The 18,321-nt window shown below is 68.2% G+C and carries 25 protein-coding genes; 11 read left to right on the top strand and 14 right to left on the bottom strand.

Translation table 11 applies throughout. The features are described 5' to 3' along the window. Positions 1 to 192, bottom strand: a 192-nt coding sequence (locus AB0D18_RS26855) for a DUF1304 domain-containing protein (protein WP_362423611.1), incomplete at its 3' end; no start/stop codon positions are given. A gap of 64 nt (positions 193 to 256) precedes the next feature. After that, the gene (locus AB0D18_RS26850) at positions 257 to 928 is read right to left on the bottom strand and encodes a maleylpyruvate isomerase family mycothiol-dependent enzyme (protein ID WP_362423579.1); all 672 of its coding nucleotides are present in this window, start codon (positions 926 to 928) and stop codon (positions 257 to 259) included. 181 nt (positions 929 to 1,109) lie between these two features. Between AB0D18_RS26850 and AB0D18_RS26845 the strand changes: the two genes are divergently transcribed. Continuing rightward, on the top strand, positions 1,110 to 1,841 hold the full coding sequence (locus AB0D18_RS26845) for a hypothetical protein (protein ID WP_362423576.1): 732 nt from the start codon (positions 1,110 to 1,112) through the stop codon (positions 1,839 to 1,841). Between the two features lie 23 nt (positions 1,842 to 1,864). On the opposite strand, the gene AB0D18_RS26840 is transcribed toward AB0D18_RS26845, so the two are convergent. The 3 genes from AB0D18_RS26840 to AB0D18_RS26830 form a co-directional block, all read right to left on the bottom strand. Then, entirely contained in the window at positions 1,865 to 2,533 is a 669-nt protein-coding gene (locus AB0D18_RS26840) for a hypothetical protein (RefSeq protein ID WP_362423574.1), read from the bottom strand. Next, on the bottom strand, positions 2,530 to 3,078 hold the full coding sequence (locus tag AB0D18_RS26835; RefSeq protein ID WP_362423572.1) for an RNA polymerase sigma factor: 549 nt from the start codon (positions 3,076 to 3,078) through the stop codon (positions 2,530 to 2,532). The genes AB0D18_RS26840 and AB0D18_RS26835 overlap by 4 nt, the downstream gene beginning before the upstream one ends. 358 nt (positions 3,079 to 3,436) lie before the next feature. Beyond that, positions 3,437 to 3,883, bottom strand: coding sequence for an NUDIX domain-containing protein (locus tag AB0D18_RS26830; RefSeq protein WP_362423570.1), 447 nt, complete (start codon positions 3,881 to 3,883; stop codon positions 3,437 to 3,439). A 167-nt stretch (positions 3,884 to 4,050) separates the two neighbouring features. Here AB0D18_RS26830 and AB0D18_RS26825 point away from each other — a divergent pair, with 167 nt between their 5' ends. The 5 genes from AB0D18_RS26825 to AB0D18_RS26805 all read left to right on the top strand — a co-directional run bounded on the left by AB0D18_RS26825 (position 4,051) and on the right by AB0D18_RS26805 (position 7,567). Further along, positions 4,051 to 4,425 carry a hypothetical protein gene (locus AB0D18_RS26825; protein WP_362423568.1) on the top strand — a complete coding sequence of 125 codons (375 nt, stop codon included), beginning with the start codon at positions 4,051 to 4,053 and terminating at the stop codon, positions 4,423 to 4,425. 50 nt (positions 4,426 to 4,475) lie between these two features. Beyond that, entirely contained in the window at positions 4,476 to 5,918 is a 1,443-nt protein-coding gene (locus AB0D18_RS26820; protein WP_362423566.1) for a hypothetical protein, read from the top strand. A gap of 185 nt (positions 5,919 to 6,103) precedes the next feature. Beyond that, positions 6,104 to 6,451 carry a hypothetical protein gene (locus tag AB0D18_RS26815; RefSeq protein ID WP_362423563.1) on the top strand — a complete coding sequence of 116 codons (348 nt, stop codon included), beginning with the start codon at positions 6,104 to 6,106 and terminating at the stop codon, positions 6,449 to 6,451. Between the two features lie 70 nt (positions 6,452 to 6,521). After that, positions 6,522 to 7,064 (top strand): hypothetical protein, encoded by a 543-nt coding sequence (locus AB0D18_RS26810; RefSeq protein WP_362423560.1) that lies wholly within the window; start codon positions 6,522 to 6,524, stop codon positions 7,062 to 7,064. Between the two features lie 251 nt (positions 7,065 to 7,315). Next, positions 7,316 to 7,567, top strand: coding sequence for a hypothetical protein (locus tag AB0D18_RS26805; protein ID WP_362423557.1), 252 nt, complete (start codon positions 7,316 to 7,318; stop codon positions 7,565 to 7,567). A gap of 51 nt (positions 7,568 to 7,618) precedes the next feature. Here the strand turns inward: AB0D18_RS26805 and AB0D18_RS26800 are convergent, their stop codons facing one another. The 5 genes from AB0D18_RS26800 to AB0D18_RS26780 all read right to left on the bottom strand — a co-directional run bounded on the left by AB0D18_RS26800 (position 7,619) and on the right by AB0D18_RS26780 (position 11,952). Then, complete coding sequence (locus AB0D18_RS26800; RefSeq protein WP_362423554.1) at positions 7,619 to 8,050, bottom strand: VOC family protein; 432 nt, start codon at positions 8,048 to 8,050, stop codon at positions 7,619 to 7,621. Between the two features lie 147 nt (positions 8,051 to 8,197). After that, on the bottom strand, positions 8,198 to 8,980 hold the full coding sequence (locus AB0D18_RS26795; RefSeq protein ID WP_362423551.1) for a maleylpyruvate isomerase family mycothiol-dependent enzyme: 783 nt from the start codon (positions 8,978 to 8,980) through the stop codon (positions 8,198 to 8,200). Between the two features lie 373 nt (positions 8,981 to 9,353). Further along, positions 9,354 to 10,529, bottom strand: a complete 1,176-nt coding sequence (locus AB0D18_RS26790) for a methyltransferase domain-containing protein (RefSeq protein WP_362423548.1) — start codon at positions 10,527 to 10,529, stop codon at positions 9,354 to 9,356. 16 nt (positions 10,530 to 10,545) lie between these two features. Next, entirely contained in the window at positions 10,546 to 10,677 is a 132-nt protein-coding gene (locus AB0D18_RS26785) for a hypothetical protein (protein WP_362423545.1), read from the bottom strand. Positions 10,678 to 11,259: 582 nt separating this feature from the next. Continuing rightward, positions 11,260 to 11,952, bottom strand: coding sequence for a haloacid dehalogenase-like hydrolase (locus AB0D18_RS26780; protein WP_362423542.1), 693 nt, complete (start codon positions 11,950 to 11,952; stop codon positions 11,260 to 11,262). A 77-nt stretch (positions 11,953 to 12,029) separates the two neighbouring features. Here AB0D18_RS26780 and AB0D18_RS26775 point away from each other — a divergent pair, with 77 nt between their 5' ends. Further along, a complete protein-coding gene (locus AB0D18_RS26775; RefSeq protein WP_362423539.1) occupies positions 12,030 to 12,788 on the top strand; it encodes an XRE family transcriptional regulator in 759 nt (252 codons plus the stop codon). Further along, positions 12,775 to 13,242 carry an NUDIX domain-containing protein gene (locus tag AB0D18_RS26770; RefSeq protein WP_362423536.1) on the top strand — a complete coding sequence of 156 codons (468 nt, stop codon included), beginning with the start codon at positions 12,775 to 12,777 and terminating at the stop codon, positions 13,240 to 13,242. The genes AB0D18_RS26775 and AB0D18_RS26770 overlap by 14 nt, the downstream gene beginning before the upstream one ends. Here the strand turns inward: AB0D18_RS26770 and AB0D18_RS26765 are convergent. Then, positions 13,230 to 13,808, bottom strand: coding sequence for an HD domain-containing protein (locus tag AB0D18_RS26765; RefSeq protein WP_362423608.1), 579 nt, complete (start codon positions 13,806 to 13,808; stop codon positions 13,230 to 13,232). The genes AB0D18_RS26770 and AB0D18_RS26765 overlap by 13 nt on opposite strands. Positions 13,809 to 14,146: 338 nt before the next feature. Between AB0D18_RS26765 and AB0D18_RS26760 the strand changes: the two genes are divergently transcribed. Beyond that, on the top strand, positions 14,147 to 15,052 hold the full coding sequence (locus AB0D18_RS26760; RefSeq protein ID WP_362423533.1) for a hypothetical protein: 906 nt from the start codon (positions 14,147 to 14,149) through the stop codon (positions 15,050 to 15,052). 9 nt (positions 15,053 to 15,061) lie between these two features. Here the strand turns inward: AB0D18_RS26760 and AB0D18_RS26755 are convergent, their stop codons facing one another. Then, positions 15,062 to 15,277 (bottom strand): hypothetical protein, encoded by a 216-nt coding sequence (locus AB0D18_RS26755; RefSeq protein ID WP_362423531.1) that lies wholly within the window; start codon positions 15,275 to 15,277, stop codon positions 15,062 to 15,064. Between the two features lie 167 nt (positions 15,278 to 15,444). Between AB0D18_RS26755 and AB0D18_RS26750 the strand changes: the two genes are divergently transcribed. Next, entirely contained in the window at positions 15,445 to 16,704 is a 1,260-nt protein-coding gene (locus AB0D18_RS26750) for a Cmx/CmrA family chloramphenicol efflux MFS transporter (protein WP_362423606.1), read from the top strand. A 217-nt stretch (positions 16,705 to 16,921) separates the two neighbouring features. Next, on the top strand, positions 16,922 to 17,608 hold the full coding sequence (locus AB0D18_RS26745) for a DUF4232 domain-containing protein (protein WP_362423528.1): 687 nt from the start codon (positions 16,922 to 16,924) through the stop codon (positions 17,606 to 17,608). 66 nt (positions 17,609 to 17,674) lie between these two features. Here the strand turns inward: AB0D18_RS26745 and AB0D18_RS26740 are convergent, their stop codons facing one another. Next, a complete protein-coding gene (locus AB0D18_RS26740) occupies positions 17,675 to 17,947 on the bottom strand; it encodes a DUF4031 domain-containing protein (RefSeq protein WP_362423525.1) in 273 nt (90 codons plus the stop codon). Beyond that, the gene (locus AB0D18_RS26735; protein ID WP_362423522.1) at positions 17,944 to 18,315 is read right to left on the bottom strand and encodes a hypothetical protein; all 372 of its coding nucleotides are present in this window, start codon (positions 18,313 to 18,315) and stop codon (positions 17,944 to 17,946) included. The genes AB0D18_RS26740 and AB0D18_RS26735 overlap by 4 nt, the downstream gene beginning before the upstream one ends. Between the last annotated feature and the right edge of the window lie 6 nt (positions 18,316 to 18,321).

The raw sequence follows: 18,321 nt of genomic DNA, 5'->3' as shown, positions 1-18,321 counted from the left end.
GCCACCCACGCGGTGTGCCGGTTCACCGCCGCGAGACCCCGGAAACGTACGTCCGGCACGCCTGTGTCCTTGACCGGCCGCCAGGAAACCGTTGTAGAGGCCCTGGTTGGCGGCGAGCGACTTGGTCGCGGCGGCGAATTCCTCGGTCGTACCGAAGGCTGCCCGCGCCCTCGGCGTCTGCCACAGGAACATCTCCAACACCAGGATGTACGTGGACCCGATGCACGGGTCCCACCCCTCCCCTCTGCCCGCCTGCCTACGTGAAGAAGGCCAGCTCGGCCTCCGTCACCCCACTCAGCTCGTACCGCGTCCCGGCCAGCGGCCGGTTCCCGTACAGCCGCATCAGGGTCGCCGCATCCCCGACGTACACACCCTCGCCGCCCTCCGCACCTTCCGCCCCGAGCCGGACAGTCCCCCGATCCCCCAACTCGGCCCGCAGAGCAGGTGACTTACGCAGCCGCGTCACATGCGCCAGCAGCTCCAAGGCAGGCCCGACACTCCTCCCCCCGTACGCCCCGCCCACCCGCCACGCGTCCCGTACGTCCCCCGCATGCACCCACTCCCCGAGCGCGATCCCGTCCCAGGAACCGTCACCCCTCTCCGCCATCACAGCCCCCGCCTCGCCGAACCCCCGGTCCAGCTCCTCGATCAGCCGCGCGAGCGGCCAGTGAGCCCGTTCGGCGATGTCCCGGTCGTTGGCCTCCGGCGAGAAGGTGCCCTTCTCGAACCGCCCCGTGAGCACCCGGTCCAGCGCCGCCGAACAGTGCGCGACCACGTGCCGTACCGTCCACCCGGGACAGCAGGTCCGCACCGCGAAGTGCTCCTCGGTGGCTCGCGCCCTCAACAGCCTTACGAACGGCTCTCGTTCGGCCAGCAACAACCGCTCCGGAAGCCGTGCGTCCCGCACTCCTGCACCGTCATCAGTCATGCCACCAAACTAACGACTCATCCCTCGATCGCCGTGTCCCGCGCACCCTGGGTTACGCACCCTGGTGACGCACCTTTGGTACGCACCTTTGTTACGCATCGGCCGCGAGGCCGGCCGGACCGGCACGGCCGTCTCCTGCTCCTGCTCCTGCTCCTGTCGCCCCTCCCGCACACTGATTCCCATGACGCCGACGCACTCCGACGACCCCGACGCCCGCAACACCCGCGACGCCCCCGAGACCGCCGACCTGCTCCGCCGCTGGTCGGCCACCATCGAGGCCGCCCGCCCCAGCACCCCGGCGGCCCCTGACACCCCGGCGGCCCCTGGCGCCCCGGGGCACCCGGACCCCGCCCCGTACGCCGAAAACCTCCTCAGCCGCTGGTCAGAACCCCAGCGCCGCTACCACACCCCCACCCACCTGGCAGCGGTCCTCACCCACCTCGACACCCTCGCGGGCCATGCCGCCGACCCGGAGCTGGTCCGGCTGGCGGCCTGGTTCCACGACGCGGTCTACCACCCGGAACGCGACACCAACGAGGACCGCTCCGCCCGCCTCGCCGAGCGCGCCCTCCCCGAACTCGGCCTCCCCGCCGACGCCACCGCGGAGGTGGCCCGCCTGGTCCGCCTCACCACCACCCACGACCCCGCCCCCGACGACACCAACGGCGAGGCCCTCTGCGACGCGGACCTGGCGATCCTGGCCGCGTCCCCGGAGGCGTACGCGGCGTACGCGTCCGCGGTCCGCGACGAGTACGCCTTCGTCCCGGACCCGGACTTCCGCAAGGGCCGCGCGGCGGTACTGGCCCAACTCCTCGCTCTCCCACGCCTGTTCCGCACCCCGCACGGCACGAAGCACTGGGAGGACCCCGCCCGCCACAACCTCACGACGGAACTGATGCTGCTCTCGCCGTAGCGGTACGGGCCGTGGGGCCTGGTCTACGGGTTGGTGCCCGGGGCGACATAACCCGAGCCGATTCCGTTTTCGGACTCCGGGACGCAGCTGGGCACCTGGCGCACCACCGACATCGAGAGACCGCCGACGGTCCCCTTCGGCGTCATGGTCGGCGTGAACAGCAGGTGCTCGCCCTTCGGGACGGCGCTGAGCCTGATCAGCGTGTCGCGCCCGTTGGCACCCTCAGGGAACACCTTCTCGCTGTCGACGCGGTTGTCGCGATCGACCTTGGTGTGGCACGAGGCCGAGTAACCCATCACCACTGCGGGAACGCCCGCCTTGCGCAGGGCGGCCTGCAGGCCAGGGACGCCCTTGAGGCTCATCAGCTGGACGGCGATGGTGCCGTTCGGGACGGACTTCACCGTGTAGTCAACAGTGACAATGTCAATGCTCTCGCTGCCGCTGCCGCTGACGGTGCCACTGCCGGTGCCGCTGTCCGTACGGTGCGGAGCGGGCGCGGCCGACGTACCGGAGAGGCCCACCGGCACGGCGATGGCCGCGGCCGCGGCGGCTGCGACGGCCCCCAGCGTGAGGGTGAGCCGAGGGCGCAGGGCGCGGACCCGGGTGCGGTGGCCGCCCGAGGCGGACAGGGCGGTCGCGCGGACGTGAAGCTCGTCCGCGAGCTGCTGCTTGAAGTGCAGGGGGGTGTTCACTGGGTGGCCTCCAGAACGGCTTCGCGGCGGTCGGTACGGATCTGCCCGGCGGCTTGCAGGATTCTGCGGGCCCGGTGCAGCCGGACCCGGGCGGTGGTCGAGCCGATGCCCAGCGCCTGGGCCGCCTCGCGGGTGCTCAACCCGTCCAGCACGACCAGGTCCAGCACCTCGCGCAGGGGGTCGGACAGTGCGGCGTGGGCGGATGCCATCTGCCGTACCGCGCGGGCGGCATCGATCCGCCGCTCGATGGCACTGATGTCCTCTTCGTCCAGCAACCGTCGCCCGGCGGTACGGGCGACCGCCTTCAGCTCGCGGCTACTGCCCCGAAAATGCGCGGAGATGACGTTGCGCGCTATGCCGTACAGCCAGGCGACGGGCGCGCCACGCCGGGCGTCATAGGTGTGCACGTTCTCCAGCGCGGCGACGAAGATGTCCGCGGTGAGGTCGGCGGCCAGGTGCGGGCTGTCGACCCGTCGGGTGACGAAGCCGAGCACGGCGTCGAACTGCTGCTCGTAAAATGCGGCGAACCCGGCAGGGTCACGCACGGGTGGTGCTGTTGGATGCTCCGCTTGCACGGATCGCTCCTCGGGACGGGTCGGGCGTGTGGTGCCTTACACCGGTACTTGGTCGCAGCGCCGGAAAGCGTTACATCCCCCGCTGGCCCCTAGCCTCGGACCCGCCTGCACCAGCCCCCCGGGCCAAGCCCCGAACAATGCCGCACCCCGAGCCGTCGGGCACCCGCCACCTGCCCCGGCCCGACTCCACGAGGTCTGAACCTCACCCGTCCCGGCCAGCCGACCTCACCACATACGGCCCGACGGCCGACCAAACCACCAACCCAACCCCACTCACTCACTCACTCACTCACTCACTCACTCACTCACTCACTCACTCACTCACTCACTAGTGATGCCACTCCAACCGCACCGGTTCCGCCGGAACCCACCCCTCCACCGCCCCCTCCAACTCCTCCACCGACCACCACCGATACCCGGCATGGTGGTCCCGCTCGACCCCCACCAGGCCGCTCACATCCACCTCGTACGCGCCCGCCCGGCACTGGAAGAACACGTCCCGGAACTCCCCTGCCGACCACCCCAGATCGGCGTATCCAGCAGTCTCCGCAACCACCTCACCGAGTGCCCCGGCCGCAACGACCAGCCCGGTCTCCTCCCGCAACTCCCGAGCAGCCGCTTCCGCCAGTGTCTCCCCGGCCTCCACACCCCCACCCGGGGTACCCCACCCATAGCCACCGCCATCCCGAAACCGGAACAACAGAACCCGCCCCACCGCGTCAATCACCAGCACCCTGGCGGACTCCCGCCGCAATGCTTTCTGTTGCTCGCTCATTCCCGAACTCCCATCACCTGCACCTCAGTCTCACTCCGTGCGACCGTCAGTCATTGGCTGCTCAACACCGTTTCCTGTCACCTGGTTTGACGTTAGGCACGCTAGGCAAACTCATCTAGTGTACTGACCAACGATCGACCTCCCCATGGCGAAGGATGGAAAAGCACATGGACCCCGAGCGCTCCGGTGCGCCGAAGTCCGGCAACAGCGCACCTGACTTGGCCTCAAGCCCCAGTCGCAAAGCAGCCGCCGCCAAGGCGATCGAGAATCATCTGGAACCCGATACGTCGAAGGACGGCAGGGAAGCTGCAGAAGCCACTGGTGCGGCAGTCCGAGAGCTCAGTGGCAAGGACGGGCACGGCTGGGACACTTCGGCCTCCCTGAAGAAGGCGCATGAAACCTGGGGAAGACAGGTCAAAACCCTGACCGATCGCTTGGCATCAGAGAAGTACGCCCTTCGCGATACATCGGGCCTTCTGCGCAACCAGGACGTCGGCGTCGGGTTGCAAGTTCGGCCACCGTCTCCGTTCGACAAGTTCTAGCCAGCCCATCGCCGCGCCCTGAGGAACTCATGCCGACTTACCACGAAGTCATGACCACGGACCTGGGCAAGCTCGCAACAGCTGCAACCAAGTGGAGCGACATGGCTGAACAGTTCCGAAAATTGGCGATTCAGTACAAGAGAGATGTACACGGCGTCTCGCTGGGACCCTCCTGGGTGGGAGTCAGCGCACAAGCCGCAAACGGCAGGTTCGACGTCACGCTGAAGGAATTCCAAGGAGCTCAGGCGGAGGCGAAGGCGATCTCCACCGCCCTGACCGATGCGCACACACAACTGGTGGCCATCCAGAAGAGGCTCAAGACTGCGCGCACGGACGCAATCCAGGCCGGCATGGCGATCTCAGAGCAAGGCAATGTCTCCTACGACTACGCGCGGCTGAGCCCGACCGAAAGCAGCACCATCCAGCACGACCCCGACCTCCAGGAAGGCGTACGCAAGGCAATAGCGTCATGGACGGCGCACATTGCACAGGCAGTCCAGGCAGCGACTGATGCCGACGACGGGATCAGAATGGCTCTCGACAGCCTCACTCGCGACACCAATTTCCTGGACGGCACGATCAACGGGTTCAACAGGAATCCTTCTCCCAGCGGATACCCCTCGTTCGAGGAAGCCGGTAAGGCAGAGAACATTCCGAAGGACCGCGCGCAGCTTGGAGATTGGTGGCGGTCGCTCGCCCCGGCAACCCGGGCAGTCCTTCTGCAGGAGAGGGGGGACGAGTTGAAGAACTCGGGGATCCTGGACCCTGCCTACAAATGGAAACCTGCGGATGAAGGAGCCGGAGAATTCAACTCGGAAGATCCGACCCCCAGCGACCTCGGTTACCTAGCGCTGGCACAGAGCATTTCAGCCGCAGGCGATATCACTGGCGAGACCGCTGCTTCCCGAAATATGGAGCACTACCTCAGGGCCACCGGGGACCCTCTCGAAGTAGACGTGGACAAGATGCTGAACGACAACCCCGACTACCGGTCCCATGCGGTGCAGACGCACATCACCTCCCAACAAGAAGATTGGAAGAAGCAAGCCCTTGATGAGTACCGGAAGGCAGGCGGAGACAGGCCGGTAGTCATTCCTGTCGAGTCCGAGAAATTTGGAAACAATGAACTAAACTCAGGTGAATGGTTTCACGCGATCGGCTCTCACCAGCAAAACGTTTCCGGAATGGTGACAGTAACTCCGGACGGGAATCGAGAGCCCAAGGTCTCACTCGACTACCAAGTAAATATTTGGGATCGCTACAATTGGGACGAAGGGAAGCAGACACAGTTTCCTGGGGGAATTACGATTGAAGACAAGGAGATGGCCCGCCTACACAAGGTAGGATTCGCCCAAGAATTCGACATGCGCGGCAGCAGCTCTGTGTTCCATCACGATCTCGGTGGTGACGCATCACCACAAATCCCCTCGGGTGAATCCGGCCGAGAGGGAACACGCGGCGATGTTTCCCGAGGCGACGAGGAGAACCGATGAATCCCGCACCTACTGCCTCCCACAAAAAGCGGCCGAGCACTATCGCCGGTCTCGCATCAGTAGTCGTCCTTCTCACCGCAGTCACTCTGACCGCATGCTCCGCACCGGGCTCCGGAAGTCCTACCACCCGCGGCACAGATCCACATTGGCTGAAGAATGCGGGAAGCAAAGAAGTTTCGACCGCCATGAAAGTTGATGTACCAAGCGGGGCTTCCGAGGTGAAGGGCGCTGTACGCGTCAATCCCCGAGAAGACGATTATCTACTGTCCTTTATCACTACACAGGACACAGCGGAGAAAATCGCCCACGACCTGAATCCTGACAAGCCGCTGGGCCCAGCACGCAAGGGGAGGTCCACGAAGGACCTCTTCGGACACGTCGGGCTGGCCGCCCCCGAGTCGCTGGAAAAGGTGCAGTGGGCCGGGGTCTGTCCACTCTGTACGGACTCGACCCGGGGTTCCCTCCAGTGGATCGAGATCTACGTCGCCCCCTTGCCCAACCAACAGGCCCGCGTCTACCTCATGGCCTTCTGACCGGCCGGCCCCGCTGATTTCGACCGGCTCGCCTTCTGCGGCGCACCCCCTCTCTCAACGAGGAGAACCGATGAATCCCGCGCCTGCTGCCGCCCGCAAAGAACGGCCGAGCACGATCTCCGCGCTCGCGTCAGCAGCCGCTCTTCTCGCCGCATGCGCGCTGCCCGCATGCTCCGCAGCGCCAAGCAACGAAGACCCCACCACCCGGACCGTGGAGGGACATTGGGAGAAGAACGCCGGAAGCAAGGAAGCCGCGGCCGCCATGAAAGTGGAGGTACCGAGCGGAGCCACCGGGGTGAAAGGTGCCGTACGCGTCAATCCTCAAGAGGACTACTACCTCCTCTCCTTCATCACCGCACAGAAGACGGCCGAGGAGATCGCCCACGACCTCAACCCCGACGAAGCACTGAGCCGAACAGCCAAAGGGGGCTCGTCAAACAAGCTCTTCGGACACCTCGGGCTGCCCGCCCCTGAGTCGCTGAATGAGGTGCGGTGGGCAGGAGTCTGCCCACCCTGCAGGAAGGACCCGATCCGGAAATCCAAGCAGTGGATCGACATCTACGTCGCCCCCTTGCCGAACCAGCAGGCGCGCATCTACCTCATGGCCTTCTGACCGGCCGGCCCCGCCGATTTCGACCGGCTCACTGTGCAACCCGGTCCGCGGCGCGACCACTAGCGCCGAGATCCTCGGTGTCTCCGTGGACGCGGTGGGCCAATGCGGGCCCCTGGTCCACCCAGAACTGACGACGAACCGACCAACACCCGGCCCGGCGGCCAGCTTTGAAGCTCCTGATTCCGCGGTGCCGCCGACCCGACCACCACCGAGCCGTCACGGTGCGCGAGCGCGAATGAGATCATGGTCGGGTGTCCCTCACCTTGCGTCGCACCGCTGCTTTCGTCGTCCTGCTCGCCGGGATCGCCCTCGGTTTCTGGGTCGTGTTCGGTTCGCCCCACGACTGGTTGGGCGGCATGCGACTGCTCAAGTTCGCCCTCGGGACGACGTCCATAGGCATGATCACCGCCAGCACCTGGCTGATGTTTCCCGACTCTCCCAGCGGCGGCGACGAGGACAACACGTCGGCTGCTCCGATCACGGGCCCGCTGAACGCCCTCTAGGCCGCGCGGCCACTGCCCGACCTTCCAGCGCGAGCCCGCACCACCGCACCCCTACCCGTGCATCGCGGCCCGCTCCTCCGCACTCCGCAGCACACAGAACTCGTTCCCCTCGGGGTCGGCAAACACGACCCACCCCGCCCCGTCCGGCTCCCTCCGGTCGTCCAGGACCTTCGCGCCGAGCGCCACGTACCGCTCCACCTCGTCGTCCCGCCGCCCGTCCGGCTGGAGGCACAGGTGAACGGGGTTCTTGCCGGCCTTCCCGACACCGGCACCGGCAGCGGCCCCGCCCCCGGCCCCGCCCGCCTTCCGCTCCGGGACCTCCGCGAAGAACAGATGCATCCCGCCCGGCATCATGACCCGCGCCGTCGAGTCCCCCGGCCGGTCCGCCTCGTCCATCGGATGCCCGACCACCCGGCTCCAGAACTCCGCCAGCCGGTACGCGTCACCGCAGTCGAACGCCACGTTGAACACACTCGCGCTCATCATCCCCACCATTCCGCCCGATCGGCATTCGTCCCGAACGCCCTTGTACTGCCCGGCATTTGGCCTGCACTAGGAGTGCACCTAGATGACTGAGCCCAAGGGTCGCCAGTGGTCATGGGCGGCAGGTTTGTACGCGGTGGCGTGTCGTCACGCCCAGTCTTCCGGCTCCCAGGCGTAGAGCAGGTCGAGCAGCTCGCGGTCCCCGTCGAGTTGCAGGGCGTCCACCGAAATACGGTCGTACCGCCAGAGGACCAGATCACTGGCCGTGCCGCGAATGGAGAGGCCTGCCGCTTCCGGGGCCTCGCCGACGGCGGGCAGCCGGGTGGTCCGCGCACCGTCGCCGTCGACCGTCAGGCGCCAGGAGCGACCCTCGGTGGCGTGGAAGTCGAAGGCGGTGGGCTTGTGGGGCCAGGCGCTCCTCGTGAAGCTGGCGATGAACAGGCTGTCCTCGACACCGTCGAGCGCCACTTCGACAGGCAGTGAGGCCGATTCGCCCACGGTGAGCTGGGCGTCGTAGGTGTGCACCGCGATCTCATGGAGTTGGTGCCAGGCGACGCCACCGGCAGTGTGCGGCGTCTGCGTGACACCCCAGCCGGTGAAGCAGCCCTGGTCCGGGCCGGCCTCCCGCAGGGCCGCCAGCATCAGCTCGGTCGAGGCGGCCAGCCAGGCCAGCACGGCCTCGCGCTCCTGCGGCGCGACCGCGTCACCCTGGGCCGGGGTCCTGGACGTGGCGTCCGGCCCGGCAGCGACGGTGGCGGCCCAGCGACGGCGGGCCTCGCCGATGTGCTGCACCAGGTCGAACAGCGTCCACTCGGGGCAGGTCGGCACGGGCAGGTCGAGGCTGGGCGCGACGGCGATCGCGGCGCGGAAGGCGGTTGAACGTTCGTCGATCAGCCGCAGCAGATCGGGAAACTCCAGAGTCTTGTGCACGGCGGCAGTTCTACCACCCTGATCCATTCGCCCGACAGCGGTTTTCCCAGCCGGTACGGCGGGGAATTGCGGCCCGGGCAAGCCCACGCTCGGGCTTCGGCCACGCCACAGCCGAGCCCCGCGTAGCAGGCGACAGACCCACGATCCCCCCGATCGCTTCGGCCGCCTCGGCCAAGATCAACAGAAGCCCACCTTCCTGCTGTTCGGCGCCTCAACGCGCAGCCCAGGCCCCCTTGGAATCAATCATCCAGGGCACTGGCGCAGAGAGGCCACCTCCCCGCGCTCCCCACACAGCCGACCTCACCCGACGATACGCACGACCCGCGCAGGCGAATCCAGCCACACGTACTCCACCTGATGCACGGGCAGGTGGTCAACCCAGTTGGGGCACGAAGCGGTCCGGGGTGTCCAGCCACGGTGTGTGGGTGCCGTCAGGGGTCACGGTGAGACCGAAACGCTCCGGGCCGGGGCTGCCCGCGTTGCGCCACCAGTCGTAGGCGGCTTCGGCGGTGTCCCACAGGGATTGGGGGCCGTACTGCCACACGGTGAACCGCTCCGGGCTCTTCCCGTCCCAGTCCACGGCCGCCCACGATGCGGCGTCGGTGGTGGCCAGCCACAGGCGGGTGGCGACCCCTTCCACGTCGGGGTTCTCGTGCCAGGCCCGCCACACCCGCCGGAGCTGGAGACCGATGGCGAACTGGGCCGCCCAGTCGTCCCCGGCGACCGACCGGGGAGCAAGCCGGGTAAAGGACTCAACCGGCTCGTGGTCGTCACGGACCACGTCCCGGTAGATCTTCAGGTCGGTGCGCTGGCCGCGCATCAGCATGAACGCCGAGTGCGGAGAGAAGAACCCCGAGGCCACCCCGTGCCCGTCCACCGTCAGCCGCAGCAGCCCGTAACAGAACCACGGGGATTCCCACGGCAGCAGGATCACACCTCCGGGTCTCGTCTGGGCGATCCATGCCGGAGGCACCGAGCGAACCGAGCAGGTGGCCAGTACCCGGTCGTACGGTCCGCCGGCTTCGTCACCGAAAGCCCCGTCACCGCCGATGACTTGGGGCTCCAGGCCGAGGCCCTTGAGGCGCCTTGAGGCGTCTGCGGACAGCACGGGGTCGACTTCGACCGTGGTCACCCGGTCCGCGCCGAGGCGGTGTGCGAGGAGGCCCGCGTTCCACCCCGTACCCGTGCCGATCTCCAGTACCTTCTGGCCGGGCCGTACGTCGAGCATGTTGAGCATGCGGAAGACGATCGAGGGAGCCGACGCCGAGCACGATGCCCAGCGGTCGTCGGGATCCGTCTCCTGGCCGCCGTCATTGATCTGCGTGACCACCGAGGTGTCCGCGTACGCGTGACGCAGCCAGGTCTCCGGTGCCGTCTCGCGCGAGCATTCCGCCAGGTCGTCGCCCACCCACACGGTGGAGGGGAGGAACGCATGCCGGGGCACCGCCCAGTAGGCGCTTTCCCAGGCCGGGGCCATCGGGGCCCCGAGATGGTCGTTCACCGAGCGGAGCAGGCCGCGCATGGCGGCCCGCTCCTCTGCTCCGATCATGGTCATTCCCTTGCGCCTACTTCCCCTTGTGCTTCGGCTCGGGCTTCGGCTTCTCCGTGTCGGAGGACGGCTTGCTCGTCCCCGGATCCTTGGCACCCGAGTGCTTGCCGTCGCCCCCGCTGCCACCCTGGCCGGTTCCCCATCCCATTGCAGTCTCCTTCGATTTGTAGCGATCGTTGCGAACCTTGCGATGGGCCGGAAGGCCCGTGGTGCCCCGTCCCCGCTTCGTGGAGGAAGGTCATGAGCCCCGCCCCGCGCAGCGGCCGCACCGACACGGCGGCCAGACGCCGCTCTGCAACGGCGCGAGCGTGTCCGTGCTGCGGACCACCTGGGTCGCAGACCACGTACGCCCGCCATCCCGGGATACGCGTAGCGTCATCAACGGGTAGGAATTCAGCGGTAGTTCATCTCTCACGTCGGACTCCCGTGCGGATGATTACGAAGTTCGACGTCTGCGTCAGTCGCCGCCGAGTAGTCGTGGGTGGCGCACGCCCGCTCCCGCTGCTCTACAAGTGCCGCGCAAACACCACATCCGCTGACGGGCGTCGGTGCTTCCATCGGCAGCGACAGGTGGACGGGCGGGCTCATCGTGGTTGATGACCGCTGCATGCCGACTGCTCCTCTCCTCGATCACCGGGTCGATGACGGCGGTGAGGTGAGCGTGCGACACAGGTAGGGGACGCCGTAACCGCGCCACGGGACGCTTCGCGGACGTCCTGGGACGTTTTGACTAGGCGCTGCTGCGACCGGCCAAGTAGCGCATCAAGGCGTCAAGTTCGAGCAGGTCGGGCAGCACAGTCTCGGCTCCGGCATGCCGCAGAGCCTCCGCACTGTCCGTACCGGAAGCCACGGCCACGACACCCGAGCCCGAGGCCAAAGCCGCCTCGACGTCCCGGGGAGTGTCCCCGACAAGTACGACGGGCGTACGGAAAGGCAGGTCGTAAGCCGCGAGTACCCGCTGCCGGGCGAAGGCCACGAGGTCCGCCCGGTGCTCCGAGTCGGCTCCGTAACCACCCACCGCCATGTCCAGCAGCGAATCCAGCCCGAAGGCGCCGAGCTTCACACGTGCATTGGCCGCGATGTTTCCCGTCAGCACGGACGACACCATCCCGCGCTCAGCCGCCACAGCCTTCAACGCGGCACGTGCGCCCGGCAGTTCATGTCCCCGCGTACGCAGATCTTCTTCCCGGCCGGCCCCCGCCCTTTCCAGCGCAGGGAGTACGCGCTCCCAGGTGGGCGGCTCTGCGTCGTGGTCGCGGAACATGTCCGCGAGAATCCTGCGATCCGTACGCCCCTCGGTCCGGGCAGGTCGAAGCGGAGGCTCCCCTGCCAGCTCCGTAAACGCAGCGGCGTAGATCTCCTTACTGATGCCCGCGTTCTCGATGAGCGTGTGGTCGATGTCCCAGAGCACGATGAGTGGCACCGGCCCACCTTAAGCAGAGGCGGCAGAACGCCAAGCGGCCTTGTGGTGCGGGCGGTCAGGCCGCTTGGATACTTATTGTGAACACGCAACTTCGGGACGCACTTGTCCGAAGCGGGCTGACTGCCGAGGACCTGGCGTCCGCTTGCTCGGTCGACCCCAAGACGGTCGGCCGGTGGCTGTCCGGGAGGGTTCCGCACCGGCGTCACCGATGGACGGTGGCATGCCGACTGGGCACCGAGGAGGCGAACCTGTGGCCCCAGCGGGCGGGGGACAACAGCCTCGGCCCCGAATTGGTCGCCGCCTACCCGAACCGGGCCAGCGTCCCGCGGGAGCTGTGGCTCTCCCTCCTCCTCGATGCCACGCGCCAGATCGACGTCCTGGTCTTCTCCGGAACCTTCTTTGCCCAGACCAATCCGTCAATCGCCAGGATGCTGCGCGAACGCGCACAGGACGGGGTTCGCGTGCGGCTCTGCTTCGGCGATCCCGACGGCCAGGCCATCGCGCTGCGAGGCCAGGAAGAGGGCATCGGCGACAGCCTGGCCGGGAAGGTCCGAGCCTCGCTGACGTATTACCGCGAACTCGTCGGCGTCCCGGGCTGCGATGTCCGCCTCCACGACACCACCCTCTACAACTCGCTCTTCCGCTACGACGACCACCTACTGGTCAACCCGCACATCTGGGGGCAACCGGCCAGCGCCAATCCATTGATGCAGATCGAACGCAGTGGTGAGGAAGGATGGTTCGGAGGCTACGAAGCGAGCTTTACCGCCGTGTGGAGCACCGCACAACCCTGGACCCCTGAACGTCAGGAGCAGCATTTCCGTGGGCAGGACTGAGTACTACGAGGACCCCGAGGCCCCCAGGGCCAACACTCTGATCCCGGCCAGCAATCTCCTGGTCGTCGACGCCCAGGGAGCCGTCCTGCTGCAACGGCGACGCGACACCGGTCAGTGGGCGCTGCCTGGCGGTGCCCAGGACATCGGAGAAAGCTCCGCCCAGTGCGCCGTACGGGAATGCGAGGAGGAAACCGGCATCCTCGCCGAGATCACCGGCTTCCTCGGGGTCTACTCCAACCCCGCGCACATCGTCGCGTACACCGACGGCGAGATCCGCCAGCAGTACGAGGCCACCTACATCGGCCGCCCCATCGGCGGCGCCCCCACCATCAACGAAGAAGCAGATGGCGTCTGTTGGGCCCTGCCCTCCGAGCTCTCCGGTCTCGACATCCATGTCAGCATGCGTGAACAGATCGACCACTACCTGACCGGGAAATACCCCTACCTGGGGTGAGCAGACCCATCCGGGGCAGCAACCAGCCGAGCTTCCACCCGAGCCACGCACGCGTGCAGCTCCGGCGCTGCGCGCCGAATGAACCGACCGACCAGGCTGTCGTCCCCGTACCGGCCCCGAATCTCGGCCACCCTCTGCACCGAGGTGGTCGGCCGCCCGTCAGGTGTCGTGGTCACGTCGCAGTAGACCAGCGCGTCGATGAGAGACGGCTCCTCCAACACGGGGAATTCCGCTTCCAACTCTCCTCGCAGGCCGCGCTCTTCTGCCTCCCACAGAGCGAAGGTATGATTCGCCACCAGCCTCACGAGCCGCTCATCCGCCCCGTGCACCACACGCAGATGACGGGCACCGTCCAGCGGATGAAACCCGGTCGCGGCGATGGACGGCGCATAACCGACGTCATGCAGTACAGCCGCAGCCCTCAACAGCTCCGCATCCGTCCCCAGCACATGAGCCAGCTCCGTAGCTCGCTCCGCCACCCCCTGCGAATGCGCCCACCGCCGGGGCAGCGCCTCAGCCAGCAGATCCTCCGCAAGCCCAAACGCCCACGCGACACCGTGCCTCATGAAGAAACAATGCCCGACCAGATGCTGGTCACGCCCGATTCCCTGCAAGGGCTCTCGCCTCGCCAACGGAATGAGACTCGAGAGTCCAGGGTCGAGACGCTTTCTCTGAGGAATGGATGGTCGGGTCTTACCCGACCCCCCACCCCGTCGCGCGCGCGTGTGCGTGCGAGCCCGCGTGAGCGCTCAACTTGCCACTCTGGAAAGCGAGATGACTTTTCGTGACCGTGTCGCGACCACGCGTGGTGAGCGTGTACCGTGCGTCACAACAGAACGACCCCCGTGTGGTGTTGGAGCACCTCACAGGGGTCTGACCACCGAGATCGATAGAGGCGACCCCTATGGCTGTTGAGCAGCTTAGTCCTGCCCTGCACGCACCCGCTCACCCGATGGCCAAACCCGGGTTCGGGAAGCAGTCCGTGCCCGATCAACAACCGCGCGGCAAAGCCGACTTCGGACATTTGCCCGCACGGGAAGCCTCGATCGCCTGGTACATCGACCGGTTGCCGGACGGTGCCGACATCAGCATCAAGACCCTCTCCCGCGAACTCCCCGCCTACGGCCAGCAGGCCGTCGCCACCGCACTCCGCAGCCTCGCCGACGCCGGTCACCTGCGGCGATTCCGTGAGCTCCTGTGCGGCGCGGACGACACCGTCCGCTGGGTCCAGCGCACGTACTTCTCGCGCACCCAGCGCCCCGACGCCTGGTGGCAGTCCATGGTGCGCGGCGAGAGTACGGAGGAGGAGACGGACGCGCCCCGGGGCGAGGATGTGGAAGAGCGCGCCTATGCGGCAATGGTTCAACTGGCTTATCAAGTGCCTCAGTTGACCCTGTCCGAGAACGCGTGCCGCGAGCTCGCCCCCTACGCCGCCGAGTGGCTCCGGCGCGGTGCCTCCGAGGACAGGCTGCTGCGGGGGATCGGGCAGATCGTGCCCAAGGTGGTGCACAGCCCGTTCGCGTTCGTGCAGGCCAAGCTGATCAGGGAGCTGCCGCCCGAGCTGCCCGCGCCGCGACAGGGCGTACGGATCATGGAGTGCGGCGAGTGCGGGGTGCCCGGGGAGCCCGCCGCTCTGCCCGGCGGGCTCTGCCGACCCTGCCGCAGCCAGCCGTACGCGTACGAGGAGCGTGGGCTGGCCGCCGATGTCGTACGGGGGAAGGCGGAGCGTATCCGGTACGAACTGCGGGACAGGGACAGGGGCCGGGGGCGGGAGCGGGCGCGGGAGCGGGAGCGCGGGATCCTCATGTGAGGAGGGTGCTCAGGCCCCTCCCCCCGTCCCGATCAGAGCCGCCAGCCGCCGCGCCGTTTCCACGTCGCAGCGTCCCAGGTCGATCAGCGGCGCGGGGACGTCGCGGGCGCAGGACGCCGGGTCCAGGGCGAGGGACGGGAGGTTCAGGCCGGCGGCGGTCAGGGCCTCGCGGAGGGTGTGGACCGCTTCTTCGGCTGCTCGGATGTCGAGCTTCTCAGTAGGCATGATCCATATCTCTACCGTCCGTACCGCGCTTATGCATCAAGAGAGTTGAAAGCCGCGTCAAGAGGACCAAATCGACGCACGTCGCGGCGGGAATGGGCGGGTTCGGCAGCTTGTTGAAGGCGGATATGCCTCCCTCTGATCAGTCGCGTCCGCGCGCCCGCACCCCGATGCCCCTCGCTGTCTACATGCTCGGCCTCGCCGTCTTCGCCCTCGGTACGAGCGAATTCATGCTGTCGGGGCTGTTGCCGCCGATTGCGCGGGACATGGACGTGTCCATTCCGCAGGCGGGGCTGCTGATATCCGCCTTCGCCATCGGGATGGTGGTCGGGGCGCCGCTGCTGGCGGTGGCGACCTTGCGGCTGCCCAGGCGGACGACGCTGATCGCGCTGATCACGGTGTTCGGGCTCGGGCAGGTGGCGGGGGCGCTGGCTCCTTCGTACGAGCTGCTGTTCGTCTCGCGCGTGGTGAGCGCGTTCGCGTGCGCCGGGTTCTGGGCGGTGGGGGCGGCCGTCGCCATCGCGATGGTGCCGGTGACCTCGCGGGCGCGGGCGATGGCCGTGATGATCGGCGGGCTCAGCATCGCCAACGTGCTCGGCGTCCCGGCCGGGGCCTTCCTCGGTGAGAGCCTCGGCTGGCGCTCCGCCTTCTGGGCGGTCGGCGCGGCCTCCGCCGTCGCCCTCGTGGGCGTCGTCACCCTGATTCCGCGCATCCCGATGCCCGACGAGAAGCCGCAGCTCAAGCGGGAGCTGGGGATCTACAAGGACCGGCAGGTACTGATCTCGGTCGCGGTCACCGCCCTCGCCGCCGGTGGCGTCTTCTGCGCCTTCAGCTATCTGTCACCGCTGCTGACGGACGTGGCGGGGCTCGACTCGAAGTGGGTGCCGTGGGTGCTCGGGCTCTTCGGGGTCGGGGCGCTCGTCGGTACGACCCTCGGCGGCATGGTCGCCGACGCCCGCCCGTTCGGCGTACTGATCGGCGGCATCAGCACGTCGACGGTGCTGCTGGCGGCGCTGGCGCTGTTCGGCGGGACCGCGGCCGTCGCCGTCGCCCTCTCCTTCGCCCTCGGCTTCTCCGCCTTCTTCACCGCCCCCGCGCTCAACGCCCGGATGTTCAACGTCGCCGGCGCGGCCCCGACCCTGGCGGGCGCGACCACCACCGCCGCCTTCAACCTCGGCAATACGGGAGGACCCGCGCTCGGCGGCTCGGTCATCGACGCCGGCTGGGGTTTCTCGGCCACGGCGTGGGCGGGCGGCGCGATGACGGTGGTCGCGGTGGGCCTCGTACTGATCTCACTGCGCTGGCAGCGGTCGGACACGGACCGGTCCCGGCTGGTGGCGAGTTCGGCGGGCGCAGTGGGTTCCGGGAGCATGCCTGCGCCGAGGGGCCCTGCCGTGGAGAGCGCCCGTACGGCCGACTCCACCCGGTAGTCCGTACGGCCGACCCCACCCGGTAGTCCGTACGGCCGACCCCACCCGGTAGTCCGTACGGCCGACTCCACCCGGTAGTCGGTACGGGCCCGGTCCCGACCTCCCCCGGTCGCTCACCACTCATTTACATGTACACCGCAACCGCCCCCGCCGCAGCGGTGTCTTCCGGTACGACCGTCAAAAAGCCGCCCGCCACACGAATACCGGGGACACACCCATGCGCTTGCGCTCCCTTCCGCTCGCCGCCGCGATCCTCGTCGCCGGCCTCGGCCTGACCGCCTGCAACGACGATTCCGGTACGGGGGCGGGGGCCGCCACACCGACCGCCGCAGCATCCTCCGGCTCGACGGGCTCCGCCGACAGCGGCGGCTCGGGAGGCTCGCCCTCACCCGAGGCGCCCGGCTCCCCGAAGGCACCCGGCTCCCCCGACGCACCCGGGGCGACCACCGGCGGCGGAGGCATCGCCGCCGCCGCGAAGTGCAAGACGGCCGCGCTCGGCTTCGCGGTCGACCCCGGCGGCGAGCCCCAGGGGGCCGACGGCACGGGCAACGTCACGGTCACCCTCACCAACAAGGGCACCGCCCCCTGCGCACTGAACGGCTACCCGGGGATCGACCTGATGAGCTCCCCCGGCAACACCTGGTCGCTGGCCCGGCAGACGTCCAAGAAGCCCAAGGCCCTCACCCTCTCCCCGGGTGGCGACGCCTACTTCAAGATCACGTACCTGCCGTACACGGCCGAGGGGAACACCAAGGCGAACGAGTTCAAGGCCGCCACGATCACCGTCACTCCGCCCGGCGAGACGAAGTCCAAGGACCTGCCCTGGCCACACAAGAAGCCCCTCCTGCTCCAGGACGCGGCCACGCACCCGGGTACGTACGTGGGCCCGGTCAGCGGGGAGTAGCGCAGAGGCAGGAGGAGGAGCAGGAGCAGAAGTAGACCGCCCGGCTGCCCGTTCCCGTACGCCCGGCTATTCGCCCCCGTAGCCGAACTTCCTCCGCCGCAGCCCCGCCTCCGTGATCCGCCGCACCAGCTCCTTGCTGCCGATCTCCACCGCACCCGCCGCGACGGCGTCCGCGTACCGCCCCTCCGGCACGTCGTAGTGGTCGCGCTCGAACGCCCGGGGCGGGCAGCCGACCCGGGCGGCGAAGGCATGGAGTTCGTCGTACGAGACGTCGCTGACCAGGTGGGACCAGAGGCGGCCGTGGCCGGGCCAGGTCGGCGGGTCTATGTAGATCGTCATGCGGGCGGCAGCTTTCCGACGGGGGCGACGGCGACGACGGCCTTGGTGCAGACCCAGTGGGGGTCGGGGCCCAGCTCGGGCTCGACCTCCAGTGCGTGCGGGTCGCCTTCGTGGCAGACGGGGCAGAGGGGCCAGCGGCCGTACCTCTCCAGGAGGGAGTCCTGTACGTCCTGGGCTATCAGGCCCGTGACGAACCCGGCCCCCTCGGGCCACTGCTCGACCCACCAGCGGCGGTGGGTCACCGCGTCCTCGACGAGGTTCACCACGTCGGCGTCTGCGACATCACGGGCGGCGAGGTCGGCCATGACGAGGGCGCGGGCGGCATGGAGGGACTGTTCGAGGGGGGAGAGGGGGTCAAGGGAATCCATGAACCA

Origin of the sequence: Streptomyces sp. NPDC048442, assembly GCF_040651475.1 — a bacterium.
GTDB lineage: Bacteria > Actinomycetota > Actinomycetes > Streptomycetales > Streptomycetaceae > Streptomyces.
This window is presented reverse-complemented; position numbering and strand designations above follow the sequence as displayed.